The 13,091-nt window shown below is 63.3% G+C and carries 12 protein-coding genes; 8 read left to right on the forward strand and 4 right to left on the reverse strand.

Annotated elements, in window-relative coordinates; translation table 11 throughout:
* Positions 1-309: 309 nt before the first annotated feature.
* The 4 genes from L979_RS01760 to sdhC all read right to left on the reverse strand — a co-directional run bounded on the left by L979_RS01760 (position 310) and on the right by sdhC (position 3,850).
* Positions 310-1,074, reverse strand: a complete 765-nt coding sequence (locus L979_RS01760) for a succinate dehydrogenase iron-sulfur subunit (RefSeq protein WP_047688486.1) — start codon at positions 1,072-1,074, stop codon at positions 310-312.
* A complete protein-coding gene (sdhA, locus tag L979_RS01765; RefSeq protein WP_047688489.1) occupies positions 1,074-2,825 on the reverse strand; it encodes a succinate dehydrogenase flavoprotein subunit in 1,752 nt (583 codons plus the stop codon). Before sdhA ends, L979_RS01760 begins: the two co-directional genes overlap by 1 nt.
* 115 nt (positions 2,826-2,940) lie before the next feature.
* Positions 2,941-3,429 (reverse strand): succinate dehydrogenase hydrophobic membrane anchor subunit, encoded by a 489-nt coding sequence (locus L979_RS01770; protein WP_047688491.1) that lies wholly within the window; start codon positions 3,427-3,429, stop codon positions 2,941-2,943.
* 19 nt (positions 3,430-3,448) lie between these two features.
* Positions 3,449-3,850 (reverse strand): succinate dehydrogenase, cytochrome b556 subunit, encoded by a 402-nt coding sequence (gene sdhC / locus L979_RS01775; protein ID WP_255349586.1) that lies wholly within the window; start codon positions 3,848-3,850, stop codon positions 3,449-3,451.
* 250 nt (positions 3,851-4,100) lie between these two features.
* On the opposite strand from sdhC, the gene L979_RS01780 reads away from it, so the two are divergent.
* From L979_RS01780 to L979_RS01815, 8 genes are all read left to right on the forward strand, one after another.
* Positions 4,101-5,210 carry a mannose-1-phosphate guanylyltransferase gene (locus tag L979_RS01780; RefSeq protein WP_047688493.1) on the forward strand — a complete coding sequence of 370 codons (1,110 nt, stop codon included), beginning with the start codon at positions 4,101-4,103 and terminating at the stop codon, positions 5,208-5,210.
* A 97-nt stretch (positions 5,211-5,307) separates the two neighbouring features.
* On the forward strand, positions 5,308-6,552 hold the full coding sequence (locus tag L979_RS01785; protein WP_047688495.1) for an amidohydrolase: 1,245 nt from the start codon (positions 5,308-5,310) through the stop codon (positions 6,550-6,552).
* A gap of 83 nt (positions 6,553-6,635) precedes the next feature.
* On the forward strand, positions 6,636-7,286 hold the full coding sequence (locus tag L979_RS01790) for a YitT family protein (protein WP_052209336.1): 651 nt from the start codon (positions 6,636-6,638) through the stop codon (positions 7,284-7,286).
* A gap of 97 nt (positions 7,287-7,383) precedes the next feature.
* On the forward strand, positions 7,384-7,926 hold the full coding sequence (locus tag L979_RS01795) for a hypothetical protein (RefSeq protein WP_047688497.1): 543 nt from the start codon (positions 7,384-7,386) through the stop codon (positions 7,924-7,926).
* A complete protein-coding gene (locus L979_RS01800; protein WP_047688499.1) occupies positions 7,923-8,753 on the forward strand; it encodes a nucleotidyl transferase AbiEii/AbiGii toxin family protein in 831 nt (276 codons plus the stop codon). The genes L979_RS01795 and L979_RS01800 overlap by 4 nt, the downstream gene beginning before the upstream one ends.
* A 218-nt stretch (positions 8,754-8,971) precedes the next feature.
* Complete coding sequence (locus L979_RS01805; protein WP_047688501.1) at positions 8,972-10,063, forward strand: BMP family protein; 1,092 nt, start codon at positions 8,972-8,974, stop codon at positions 10,061-10,063.
* Positions 10,064-10,203: 140 nt separating this feature from the next.
* A complete protein-coding gene (locus L979_RS01810) occupies positions 10,204-11,763 on the forward strand; it encodes an ABC transporter ATP-binding protein (protein WP_052209337.1) in 1,560 nt (519 codons plus the stop codon).
* Positions 11,760-13,019 (forward strand): ABC transporter permease, encoded by a 1,260-nt coding sequence (locus tag L979_RS01815; RefSeq protein WP_052209338.1) that lies wholly within the window; start codon positions 11,760-11,762, stop codon positions 13,017-13,019. The genes L979_RS01810 and L979_RS01815 overlap by 4 nt, the downstream gene beginning before the upstream one ends.
* The last annotated feature ends 72 nt before the right edge of the window (positions 13,020-13,091 follow it).

The raw sequence follows: 13,091 nt of genomic DNA on the forward strand, positions 1-13,091 counted from the left end.
ACACCTCCCGATCGAGGTGTTGCGACGACCAGTTGAATCCGCCTTGTGAACATGGATCTCAGTGTTGACGGGTCACCCAAACTGCCACGACAAGGGCCGATGTGCCCACACGGCAGCCGCGCCGCGTGGGTGCAGCACGTGTGCGGCGTGTGGCGTGCAGCGCGCAAGGCGTAGCGCGTAGGGCAAAGCGTGCCGCGTGTAGGGCGCGTCGGCACCGTCCACCTGGGATGGCACCGGGGGGCGAGAAAAGGCGAAGGGCCCGAACGCACAGATGCGTTCGGGCCCTTGGCTGCTGATCTCAGCGGCGTCTCACATGGAGCGGGACAGTGCTGCCTTCTTGACCTCGGCGATGGCCTTGGTGATCTCGATGCCACGCGGGCAGGCCTCGGTGCAGTTGAAGGTGGTGCGGCAACGCCACACACCTTCCTTGTCGTTGAGGATCTCCAGACGCATGTCACCGGCCTGGTCACGGGAGTCAAAGATGAAGCGGTGAGCGTTCACGATCGCTGCCGGACCAAAGTACTGGCCATCCGTCCAGAACACGGGGCAGGAGGAGGTGCAGGCTGCGCACAGGATGCACTTGGTGGTGTCATCAAAGCGGGCACGGTCCTCAGCGGACTGGTAACGCTCTCGCTCGGGCTCGTTGTCCACGTTCACCAGGAACGGCATGATCTCGCGGTAGGACTGGAAGAAGGGCTCCATGTCCACGATCAGGTCCTTCTCACAGGGCAGGCCCTTGATCGGCTCGATGATCAAAGGCTTGGACAGGTCCAAGTCCTTGAGCAGCACCTTGCAGGCCAAGCGGTTGCGGCCGTTGATGCGCATGGCATCCGAACCACACACGCCGTGGGCGCAGGAGCGGCGGAAGGACAACGATCCGTCGATCTCCCACTTGATCTTGTGCAAGCAGTCCAGCACACGGTCCGTGCCGTACATGGTCAGCTTGAACTCGTCCCAGCGGGTGTCCTCGGAGACCTCAGGGTTGTAGCGACGCACCCGGACGGTGACGTCAAAGGACGGGATGGCCCTGGCCTCGGAGTTGTTTTGAGTCGTTTCAGCGGTAGCGGTGGACATCAGTACTTACGCTCCATCGGCTCGTAATGGGTGAAGATGACGGGCTTGGTTTCCTGACGGATACCGGCCGTGTCCGATGTGGGGTCGTGGTACACCATCGAGTGCACCATGAAGTTCTCGTCATCACGCTTGGGGAAGTCCTCACGGGCGTGGCCGCCACGGGACTCCTGGCGGTGCAGGGCCGCCACGGACATGACCTTGGCCAGCTCCAGCAGGAAGCCCAGTTCCACGGCCTCCAGCAGGTCCAGGTTGTACCGCTTGCCGTGGTCCTGGATGGCGATGTTGCTGTAACGCTCCTCCAGGGCTGCAATGTCTGAGAGAGCCTTGTTGATGGACTCCTCCGTGCGGAACACCTGCATGTTCAGATCCATGGTGTCCTGAAGGTCCTTGCGGATCGCACCGACCTTCTCCGAGCCCTCGGCCGAGAGCGCGTTGTTGAGCAGTGCCTCGGTGGCGGCCATGGCGTCGTCGGGAATCGGCAGGAACTCGGCCTGCTGTGAGTACTCAGCGGCGTAGATTCCGGCACGCTTGCCGAACACGTTGATGTCCAGCAGGGAGTTGGTGCCCAGACGGTTGGAGCCGTGCACGGACACACAGGCCACCTCACCGGCGGCGTAAAGGCCGGGAATGGTCTTCTCTGAGTCCTCGAAGACCTCACCCTTGATGTCCGTGGGGATGCCACCCATGGTGTAGTGCGCGGTGGGGAACACCGGCACGGGCTCCGTGTACGGCTCCACACCCAGGTAGGTGCGAGCGAACTCGGTGATGTCCGGGAGCTTGGCGTCAATGTGAGCCGGCTCCAGGTGGGTCAGGTCCAGCAGCACGTAGTCCTTGTTGGGGCCACAACCACGGCCTTCACGAACCTCGTTGGCCATGGACCGGGCCACGATGTCACGCGGTGCCAAGTCCTTGATGGTGGGGGCGTAGCGCTCCATGAACCGCTCGCCGTCGGAGTTTCGCAGGATGCCACCCTCACCGCGGGCGGCCTCCGAAACCAGGATGCCCAGGCCGGCAAGACCGGTCGGGTGGAACTGGACGAACTCCATGTCCTCCAGGGGCAGGCCGTTGCGGAAGGCGATGGCCATGCCGTCGCCGGTCAGGGTGTGGGCGTTTGAGGTGGTCTTGAAGACCTTGCCGTTGCCGCCGGTGGCAAAGACCACGGACTTGGCCTGGAATACGTGCAGCTCACCGGTGGCCAGCTCGTAGGCGACCACACCGGCCGGGCGGCGTCCCTCAGGGGTGTCCACCAGGACCAGGTCAAAGACGTAGAACTCGTTGTAGAACTCCACGTTGTGCTTGATGCAGGCCTGGTACAGGGTCTGCAGAATCATGTGGCCCGTGCGGTCGGCTGCGTAGCAGGCGCGGCGCACGGGGGACTTGCCGTGATCGCGGGTGTGACCACCAAAGCGGCGCTGGTCGATCTTACCTTCGGGGGTCCGGTTGAACGGAAGGCCCATCTTCTCCAGGTCAAGGACGGCCTCAATGGCTTCCTTGGCCATGACCTCAGCGGCGTCCTGGTCCACCAGGTAGTCGCCACCCTTGATGGTGTCGAACGTGTGCCATTCCCAGCTGTCTTCTTCGACGTTGGCCAGTGCTGCACACATACCGCCCTGGGCAGCACCCGTGTGGGAGCGGGTGGGGTAGAGCTTGGTCAGCACCGCGGTCTTGGCGCGCTGACCGGATTCAATGGCGGCACGCATGCCTGCGCCGCCGGCTCCTACGATGACCACATCGTATTTGTGAACCTGCATTCTTCACGTGTCTTTCTATTGAGAGTTAGACGGGAGGATCCTGGCCCAAGGGCCAGAGATCAACTGACATCCGTCACGTGCATGGTGGTGCGGCTGTGCTCAGCCGCGTGCAGCCTCAGGCGCCCGGGCAGAAGGAAGCCAGCAGCTCGGGGTCTGCACCGGCGGGGCAGGGCTCAAAGGTGAAGATGACCAGGGTGCCCAGCAGGATGATGAACCCGGTGGCCAGGAACAGGGCCAGCTTCAGCCAGAAGCGGGCGCCGTCGCGCTCGGCGTAGTCATCAATGATGGTGCGCATGCCGTTGGCACCGTGCAGCATGGCCAACCACAGCATGGCCAGGTCCCAGACCTGCCAGAACGGGTTGGCCCACTTGCCGCCCACGAACCCGAAGTCAATGGCGTGGACGCCGCCTTCAGGGACCATCAGGTTGGCGATCAGGTGACCGAAGACCAGCACCAGCAGGACGACGCCGGACAGGCGCATGTAGAGCCAGGCCAGCATCTCGAACTTGCTGCGGCCGGAGCCGGAACGGTTGTACTTGACGCCGTTGACAATGCGGTCGTTGCTGCGAGGAACGGCAATTTGGGGCTTCAGCGGAGTGCTCATGCTTGTTATCCCTCAGCGATCAGTGGAAGAAGATGTTGTAGAGGTGGCGGATCAGGAAGGGCACCATGACCACAACCCAGGCCACGACGACTCCCCAGAACAGCTTCTTCTGGTGCCTGGCGCCTGAGGACCAGAAGTCGATCAGGATGATTCGGATGCCGTTGAAGGCGTGGTAGACAATGCCCGCCACCAGGCCGGCCTCGCCCAGACCCATGATGGGGTTCTTGTACGTCTCCATGACGGCGTTGTAAGCCTCCGGGTCAACGCGCACCATGGCGGTGTCTGCAACGTGGACCAGAAGGAAGAAGAAAATGCCCACACCGCTGATGCGGTGTGCAACCCAGGACCACATGCCGTATTCGCCCCGATAGAGCGTGCCGGATTTTGGCCCAGACTGGGTCTCCGTGGTTGTCGCTGCCACGTTTGATACCTCCCTGTATCACCTGCGGGTGCTTGGGCTCGCCTCTGATGTGTGTATGCGTGCTGCACCCTTGGAGGAGCCTGGGGCTCACCTCAAGATTCTCCAGCGAACTCGGGGCCACCTTACCAGCCTGACGGGCGTCAAAGTGCCACTTGGAGACAGGGTGTCAGCGTCATGCAGCGGTCATGTTGATGTGACAAGTATCTCGCTCACCGCGCCCCTGGTGTGGTGGCCGGGTTAGGATCCGAGCGTGACCCAACCTCTTGAGCATTTCCACCCGTTCATTCCCGCCGGTGGCGTCGGTTCCCGCTTGTGGCCGCTGTCCCGCGCGGATGCGCCCAAGTTCCTGCTGGATCTCACCGGCTCCGGATCATCTTTGCTGCGTGCCACCTACGAGCGTCTGGCTCCGTTGACCACGGATCCCGTGATGGTGGTGACCGGCCGCGGTCACGCGGGTGCGGTCAGCCAGCAACTGCCGGAACTCTCCGCCAAGGACCTGGTGCTGGAACCTTCACCGCGTGACTCCGCGGCCGCCATCGGGTTGGCCTGCATGCTGCTGGAGCGTCGCGACCCCGGCTGCGTGGTGGGCTCGTTCGCCGCCGACCACGTGATCGAGCCGGCCGGTGCGTTCCAGGATGCCGTGGTGGAAGCCGTGAATGCGGCCCGCACCGGCAAGATCGTGACCATCGGCATTCAGCCGGCTTCCCCGTCCACCGGGTTCGGTTACATCAAGGCCGGTCAGGACTTGGGGATCGACGGCGCCCCTTCCGTGCGCGGTGTGGAGCAGTTCGTGGAGAAGCCGGATGAGGACACCGCCCGCGCCTACGTGGCCAGCGGTGACTACCTGTGGAACGCAGGCATGTTCGTGGCGCCGGCAGCTTTGATGCTGCAGCACCTGGAAGCCAATGAGCCCGAGCTGTTCAAGGGTCTGCAGGCCATCGCCGATGCCTGGGGCACCGTGCGCCAGGACCAGGTCATGTCCCGCGTGTGGGAAACCCTTCCCAAGACCGCGATTGACTACGCCGTGGCCGAGCCCGCTGCTGCAGCCGGTGACGTCGCGGTGGTTCCGGGTACCTTCAACTGGGACGACGTCGGAGACTTTGCTGCCATGTCCCGGCTCAACCATGTGGGGGAGTCGGATGACGTGGCCGTGCTGGGGGAGAACACCCGTGTGCTGGTGGACAACTCCTCAGGCATCGTGGTCTCGGACACCGGCCGAGTGGTGGCTTTGATCGGGGTGGAGGACATCGTCGTCGTCGACACCCCGGATGCTCTTCTGGTGACCACGCGCGAGCACGCGCAGAGTGTGAAGGACACCGTGAACTCGCTGAAGGCCTCCGGGGACACCGACGTCCTGTGATCAGCCGCTCGTTCGGCTGAGAGCACCACGCGACCCGCACCAGCAGGTGCGGGTCGCGGCGTATTCTGAGGCAATGCCCCAATCCACGCCTTCCGTTATGTCCGATCCGCGCCACGAGTCCGGAGCCTGGTCCGGTGACGCCGGCCAGGTGCCCTCCGTCGGCCCGTTCCTGAGCCGCTGGCTGCCGGAACTGATCAGTTTCCGGCGTGACATCCACCAGCACCCGGAGCTGTCCTACCAGGAGTTCCGGACCACGGACCGGATTGTGGAGGCGCTGGAAGCGGCGGGCCTGAACCCGGTACGGCTCAAGGGCACCGGATGCTACGTGGACATCGGTCACGGGCCTATTGCCGTGGGGCTGCGCGCGGACATTGATGCGCTGCCCATTCAGGAGGCCACGGGTCTGGCGTTCTCCTCTGTCAACGACGGCGTGGCGCACTCCTGCGGGCATGACGTCCACACCACCGTGATGCTGGGTGTGGCCAAGGTGCTGGCCGATCTGAACCACTCCTCGCCATTGGCCGGGCGGGTTCGGGTGTTGTTCCAGCCGGCCGAGGAAAAGCTGCCCGGCGGCGCCCTGCGTGTGATCGAACAAGGTGTTCTGGAGGGTGTGCCCCGGATGTTCGCCCTGCACTGTGAGCCCAAGGTGGACGTGGGGCACGTGGGGACCCGCATTGGTGCCATCACCTCCGCATCGGACACCGTTCGGGTCCACGTCTCCGGCGACGGCGGGCACACCTCCCGTCCGCATCTGACTCAGGACCTGGTGTTCGCCATGGCCCAGATCGCCATCAACGTGCCTGCGGTGATGTCACGGCGAGTGGATGTGCGCTCCGGGGTCTCCGTGGTGTGGGGGGAGATCAACGCAGGCATCGCACCCAATGCCATCCCGTCGCAGGGAACGCTGGCTGGAACCATGCGTTGTCTGGACGCCGATGCCTGGCATCGCTCCGGGGCGCTGCTGGATGAAGTGGTGGGCCAGGTGGCCTCCCCGTACAAGGTCAACGTGGAGGTGGAACACATTCGGGGTGTGCCGCCCGTGGTCAACGGCGAGGACGAGACCACCCTGCTGGAAAACGCCGCCCGGGACGAGCTGGGCGAGGACGCCGTGTTATTGGTGGAGCAGTCCATGGGCGGGGAGGACTTTGCCTGGTACCTCCAGGAAGTGCCCGGTTCCATGATGCGTCTGGGCACCCGGACACCGGGTGGGCGCACTTTTGACCTCCACCAGGCCGATTACATTGCCGATGAAGAAGCCATCGGCTGCGGGGTCCAGGTGATGACCAACACCGCGTTGCGTGCCGTGATGCTGCGGGCCAGGGAATTGGCTGGCCAGTCCTGACGTTGTGGGTTCCGCTGCGTCCGTATGGCGTACGCACGCGATCCGTGGGCGGTTCGCGTCCACGACGCACAAGGTGACGGCAGATGACTGAAACAGATCAGAGCGGGGATCCGACCACGCGGGAACGGGTGGTTCGTCCGCTCTACGCCTTGTTCGGTGTGATTCTGCTGGGCGCGGGTGCAGCACTGATGTTGGTTGGTGGCGTAGGTGTTGACCCGTTCACCGCCATGAACCAAGGCCTGGCTGATCGGCTGGGCTTTGACCTGGGGCCGGTGCAGTTGGTGGTGAACCTGTTGCTGTTGGCCGTGGTGTTCTTCACCGGCCGGCACATGATCGGGTTGGGAACCATCATCAACATGGTGCTGGTGGGCTTCCTGATCTCCGGGTTCAGCACGCTGTTCTCCGCTGTGCTTCCCGCCGCGGACACGCTGTTGATGCAGGCGGCTTACCTGGCCGTTGCGCTGGTGATCTTCGATTTTGGCGTGAGCGCATACATCTGTGCGGGGTCGGGTACGTCTCCCTATGACGCCATTGCCCCGATCGTGGTGGAACGCAAGAACTGGGCCTACCGCTACGTTCGCTGGGTCCAGGACATCGTGGTGGTCATCATCGCCGCGATCTTGGGTGGACCGGTGGGGCTTGCCACCGTGATCACCGCGTTCTTCAACGGGCCGTTGATCGAATTTTTCACCAAGAAGTTCAATGAACGGATCGTGGCGAAATTGGTGGGTTGAAGCACGCGGCGTCCGAAGTTCTCGACTTCGGGTAGTGGCGTCCACTGATACCCTGCAAGCGTTGTCACAACTATACTGTTTTCAGTAGAGTTGTGACATGGCTGTTGGTGTCAAGTACCGGGATGTCGTGCGTGAGATCGCGCTAGATCACTACGGGTATGTCACGACGAGGGCGGCGGCTGAGGCTGGGGTGCCGACTGTCGAACTCCCCAAGCTTGCTGCACGTGGTGGTCTCCAGAGCGTGGCGTACGGGCTCTATCGTGTGCCAGACATTCCGCCATCGCCGTACGATCAGTTCGCTGAGGCGTTGCTGCGCGCTGGTGAGGGCGCGTACCTTCACGGCGAGTCGGTGCTGGCGCTGTTCGGTCTTGCTGACGTAAACCCCAGGCGAGTCAAAGTAGCTGTTCCTCGCCGCGCCCGCCCGAGGTTGCCGCCGTTCATGGAGCTGGTTCGGGTGAGGGATGAGGCTCCTACGACCCTCTACGAGGGTTTGGCGGCGCAGCCGGTCGCTGATGCAATCCTCGAGTGCCGTGGCCGCATCGAGACTGAGCGTCTGCTGGATGCCGCCAAGCAGGCCCACAGCCAGGGGTTGCTGACCAGTGCCGAGCGGCACCGGGTGAGAAGAGGACTGCAATCATGAGTTACATCGGTGCGCCGACCAGTGTGCGCTCTCTGGAGCGGCGCATCCGCAACCTGGAAGGTGACGATGGTCTGGCCCTGCGTCGCCGGATCGGGATGGCTTTGGTGGTGCTCGGCCAGATGCTGCCTGACGGTGCGATCAAGGGTGGCAGCGCCATGGCACTTCGCTACGGTCGCGGCACGCGGTTCACACGAGATCTCGACGCCGCACGAGTTCAGCCCCTGAGTGCATTTCGCAGCGACTTCGAGGAGTCGCTGTCTGCCGGGTGGGCGGGCTTCACCGGGCGGCTGATCCAGAAGGCCGCGCCTCGCCCGTCTGCCGTGCCCACGGCGTATGTGATGCAGCCCTTCGAGGTGAAGCTCAACTATCGCGGTAGGCCATGGTGCACAGTGAACTTCGAGCTGGGTCACAACGAGATCGGGGACGCCGACAAACCTGCGTACCGACCTTCCGCCGACCTGATCGAACTCTTCACCGAGGTGGGGCTCACAGCGCCTAGGCCCGTAGCGGTGATGCGAGCCGATCGTCAGATCGCGCAGAAACTTCATGCCGTCTCCGGTGCGGGGAGTGAGCGGGCGCGCGATTTGGTCGACCTCCAGCTCCTCGGTGAGAGTGAAGACATCGATCTCGCGCAGGTGGCTGCGACATGTGCCCGGCTTTTCGATTACCGCCGCCAGCAGGCGTGGCCACCAGTCATCACTGCCGGTACCCAATGGGCCACGCTTTACGTTGAAGCCGCACATGGCCTTGATGTCATACCGGATGTGGAAGAAGCAGTGATCTGGGCCAATGAGTTCATTCGACGCATCACAGCCGCGATGGACTGAAATCCGTGGACACCAGCCGATCCAGACACGGCGACCTTCGCGCCATTGCGAGTGACCGTCACGCGCAGAAGCTGTTTGTGTCCTATGCAACATCCTGGACATACTCGCGAGTACACTAAGCGCCACCACCCGTAACGCTCCCGCGTCCCCGGTGCGCTCTGCTCGACTCCTCCGGGCATGATTGTGACCGGACGTGGGCACTCTCCACCGGAGGAAACATGACCTTCCGTTCCCGCACCATGAAGACCTCCACCGTTCTGGGGCTTTCCGCACTGGCTCTGGCAGCCTGCGGTGAAGCTCCTGATGACAACGGCGGCAGCACGGATGCCTCTGACTTCACCGGCTGCATCGTCTCCGACGAGGGCGGCTTCCAGGACCGCTCCTTCAACCAGAACTCTTACGCGGGTCTGAAGGCAGCCGAGGACAACCTGGGCATCAACGTTCAACAGGCCGAGTCCCAGGCTGAAACGGACTTCACCCCCAACTTGAACTCCATGGTGCAGAACGGTTGTGACCTCACGGTCTCCGTGGGCTTCCTGCTGGCAGATGCCACCAAGGAGGTTGCTGAGGCCAACCCGGATATGCACTTTGCGATCGTGGATGACAACTCCATTGACCTGGACAACGTCAAGCCCATCACCTACAACACCGCAGAAGCAGCCTTCCTGGCCGGTTACGTGGCCGCTTCCGCGTCCGAGTCCGGCACCGTGGCCACCTACGGCGGCATGGACATCCCCACCGTGACTGTTTTCATGGACGGCTTTGCCGACGGCGTGGACTATTACAACCAGGAGAACGACGACGACGTCGAGCTGCTCGGTTGGGACAAGGACGGCCAGAACGGCACGTTCATCAACTCGTTCAGTGACACCGCTGCCGCCAAGACCACCACCCAGAACTTCATCAACGAAGGCGCTGACGTGATCATGCCGGTGGCAGGCCAGGCCGCAACGGGCACCCCGGACGCCGTCGTCGAGGCCAACGGTGGCGGACGCGAAGATGAAGTCACCTTTGTGTGGGTTGACGCCGATGGTTACGAAACCCTCTCCGATGACCAGAAGCAATATCAGCTGACCTCTGTGCTCAAGGAACTGTCCACCTCCGTGGAGGACGTGGTGACCACCGCGTCCGAGGGCAACTTTGACAGCACCCCCTACGTGGGAACCCTGGAGAACGAGGGTGTTGGCATTGCCCCGTTCCACGACCAGGAGGAGCGCGTGGGGCAGGAAACCGCCGACAAGGTGGATGAACTGCGCCAGCAGATCATTGACGGTGAGATCACCGTGGAGTCGGAGAACTCCCCGGAGTGATCCAGGCCCAACCCCTGTGAAAAACACGTACGCGCCCGCCGTGTGCGCCGGTCATCCGGTGCGACGGCGGGCGCGTACCATCCATGTTCGTCCGGTCGATCGGCCCGGACGTTGCAGCAGCCACAAGGAATCAAAGATCCATGAAGCTCGAACTGCGAGGCATCACGAAGAAATTCGGGTCCTTCGCCGCGAACCGGGACGTCTCCCTGACCGTGGAACCGGGACAGATTCACTGTCTGCTCGGTGAAAACGGCGCGGGCAAGTCCACGCTGATGAATGTGCTCTACGGTCTGTACCGTCCGACCTCCGGTGAGATCCTGGTCAACGGGCAGCCCGTGGAATTCACTGGCCCCTCCGATGCCTTGGACCAGGGCATCGGCATGGTGCACCAGCACTTCATGTTGGTGCCTGTGTTCACCGTGGCGGAGAACGTGGCATTGGGCTCCGAATCCCGCAAGGGTGCCAGCCTGGACCTGGAGACCACACGCCGCAAGATCCGTGAGATCTCCGACCAATACGGGTTTGCCGTGGACCCGGACGCAGTGGTTGAGGACCTACCCGTGGGCGTGCAGCAGCGCGTGGAGATCATCAAGGCGTTGGTCCGGGATGCCGAGCTGCTGATTCTGGATGAACCCACCGCCGTGCTCACGCCCAGGGAAACGGATGAGTTGCTGGCGATCATGCGTCAGCTCAAGGCGGATGGCACCTCCATTGTGTTCATCTCCCACAAACTGCGTGAGGTCCGTGAAGTTTCGGATGTCATCACCGTCATCCGGCGCGGTGAGGTGGTGGGATCGGTCTCCCCGGAGGCCTCCACCTCAGAGCTTGCGGCCATGATGGTGGGCCGTGAGGTCTCCCTGTCCGTGGACAAGGAACCTGCACACGTTGTCCAGGAAACCCTGGTGGTTCGTGACCTCACCGTGGTGGGGGACAACGGCGTGACCCTGCTGGATGACCTCTCCCTGTCCGTGGCCCAAGGAGAGATCCTGGCCATCGCCGGTGTGCAGGGCAACGGCCAGGTGGAGTTCGTGGAGGCGTTGCTGGGGCTGCGGAAGTCCTCGGGCTCCATCCAGCTGGAAGGCCGCGAACTGGTGGGCCGGTCGGTGCGCCAGGTGTTGGACGCCGGGGTGGGTTTTGTGCCCGAGGACCGCTCCCATGACGGGCTGGTGGGTGCCTTCTCCGTGGCGGAGAACCTGGTGCTGGATCTCTACAAGGACTCCCGCTTCCGCTCCGGGCCATCCCTGAAGCGCAGGGCCATTGCGAGCAATGCCGATCACCGGATCCAGGAATTCGACATCCGCACCGGTTCCCCCCAGTCGGCTGCCTCAACACTGTCCGGTGGCAATCAGCAGAAGATCGTGATTGCCCGGGAGCTCTCCCGACCTCTGAAGTTGTTTGTTGCCTCCCAGCCCACCCGCGGTGTGGACGTGGGATCCATTGAGTTCATCCACCAACGGATTGTGGCCGAACGGGACAACGGGGTACCAGTGATCATCGTGTCCACCGAGTTGGACGAGGTCTATGCCCTGGCCGACCGCATTGCCGTGTTCTTCCAGGGACGCCTCATGGGCATCGTGGGCCCAGACACACCGCGTGAGGTTCTGGGTCAGATGATGGCAGGTGCCACTGAAGCTGAGGCCCACGGCACTGACACCGACGCCACGAGCGTCCCGAGCACTCCCTGGGAAGAACAGGCATGACCACACCCACCACCAACACTCCCACCGTCAACGCGGCCGAGGACCTGGAGACCAGCGGACCCAAGTGGATTGGTTCCGCACTGCAGCCCGTGCTGGCCATCATCGCGGCCCTGTTCCTGGGTGGTGTGCTGATTGCCGCCACCGATGATCGGGTGATCCGATCTGCCAGCTACTTCTTCAGCCGGCCCACGGACTTGCTTTCCGCGGCTTGGAACGCGGCCTCCTCCGCCTACCAGGCCATGTTCTACGGTGCGGTGTTCAACCCCAATGCGGACACCTTCACCCGTCAGATCTATCCGCTGACGGAAACCCTGACCGTGGCCACGCCGTTGATTCTGGCCGGTTTGGGTGTGGCCATCGCCTTCCGCGCGGGCTTGTTCAACATCGGCGCCCAGGGTCAGATCCTGATCGGCGCGGCCATGGCCGCCTATGTGGGTTTCACCTGGTCCTTGCCGCTGCCGATCCACCTGTTGCTGGTGATCCTGGCCGGTGCCATCGGCGGCGGCATCTGGGGCGGCATCGTGGGTCTGCTCAAGGCACGCACCGGCGCCCATGAGGTCATTCTGACCATCATGCTCAACTACATTGCCGCCAACCTGGTGGCCTACCTGTTGACGCGTCCGGACTTCCTGCGTGAAGGCTCCACCAACCCCGTGAGCCCCCCGGTGGCGGACTCGGCCCAGTTCCCGTTGCTGTTGGGTGCTCCGTTCCGGTTGCACTGGGGTTTTGTGCTGGCCGTTGCCGCCACGGTGTTCATGTGGTGGATGCTGAATCGCTCCACCATCGGGTTTGAGATCCGCGCGGTCGGCTCCAACCCTCGTGCAGCCAGAACCGCCGGTATCAACGTGACCAAGGGTTTTGTGGTGGTCATGGTCATGGCAGGCGCCTTGGCGGGGCTGGCAGGCGTTGCCCAGATCTCCGGAACGGAGGGTTCCCTGTCAGCCGGTGTGGCGGCGTCGTTCGGCTTTGATGCCATCACGGTGGCGCTGTTGGGCCGTTCCACCCCGCTGGGCACCTTCCTGGCGGGTCTGCTCTACGGCGGATTCCGTGCCGGTGCCGTGACCATGCAGACCATGACCGGAACCAATGTGGACATCGTGCTGGTGGTGCAGTCATTGATCGTGTTGTTCATTGCACTGCCCCCCCTGTTCTCCGCTGCACGCCGCAAGAAGTCCGGGTCCAAACCGGCCAAGAAGAACATCAGCACCGACAAGCCCGCCCAGAAGGCCACCGCAGTCAAGGAGGCTCAGGCATGAGCACCGCCACCCGAACTCCTGCTCCGCAGCCGCCGATATCCGAACTTCCGGACGCCCATCAGGAGCCCGTGG

The organism is Kocuria sp. ZOR0020 (assembly GCF_000800955.1).
In the GTDB taxonomy this organism is placed as follows: Bacteria; Actinomycetota; Actinomycetes; order Actinomycetales; family Micrococcaceae; genus Kocuria; species Kocuria subflava.

What these genes read in the sequence shown, in the direction of transcription:
- L979_RS01760 (WP_047688486.1), bottom strand. Translation starts at nt 1,074, where the DNA reads ATGTCCACCGCTACCGCTGAAACGACTCAAAACAACTCCGAGGCCAGG.
- sdhA (WP_047688489.1), bottom strand. Translation starts at nt 2,825, where the DNA reads ATGCAGGTTCACAAATACGATGTGGTCATCGTAGGAGCCGGCGGCGCA.
- L979_RS01770 (WP_047688491.1), bottom strand. Translation starts at nt 3,429, where the DNA reads ATGAGCACTCCGCTGAAGCCCCAAATTGCCGTTCCTCGCAGCAACGAC.
- L979_RS01785 (WP_047688495.1), top strand. Translation starts at nt 5,308, where the DNA reads ATGTCCGATCCGCGCCACGAGTCCGGAGCCTGGTCCGGTGACGCCGGC.
- L979_RS01790 (WP_052209336.1), top strand. Translation starts at nt 6,636, where the DNA reads ATGACTGAAACAGATCAGAGCGGGGATCCGACCACGCGGGAACGGGTG.
- L979_RS01795 (WP_047688497.1), top strand. Translation starts at nt 7,384, where the DNA reads ATGGCTGTTGGTGTCAAGTACCGGGATGTCGTGCGTGAGATCGCGCTA.
- L979_RS01800 (WP_047688499.1), top strand. Translation starts at nt 7,923, where the DNA reads ATGAGTTACATCGGTGCGCCGACCAGTGTGCGCTCTCTGGAGCGGCGC.
- L979_RS01805 (WP_047688501.1), top strand. Translation starts at nt 8,972, where the DNA reads ATGACCTTCCGTTCCCGCACCATGAAGACCTCCACCGTTCTGGGGCTT.
- L979_RS01810 (WP_052209337.1), top strand. Translation starts at nt 10,204, where the DNA reads ATGAAGCTCGAACTGCGAGGCATCACGAAGAAATTCGGGTCCTTCGCC.
- L979_RS01815 (WP_052209338.1), top strand. Translation starts at nt 11,760, where the DNA reads ATGACCACACCCACCACCAACACTCCCACCGTCAACGCGGCCGAGGAC.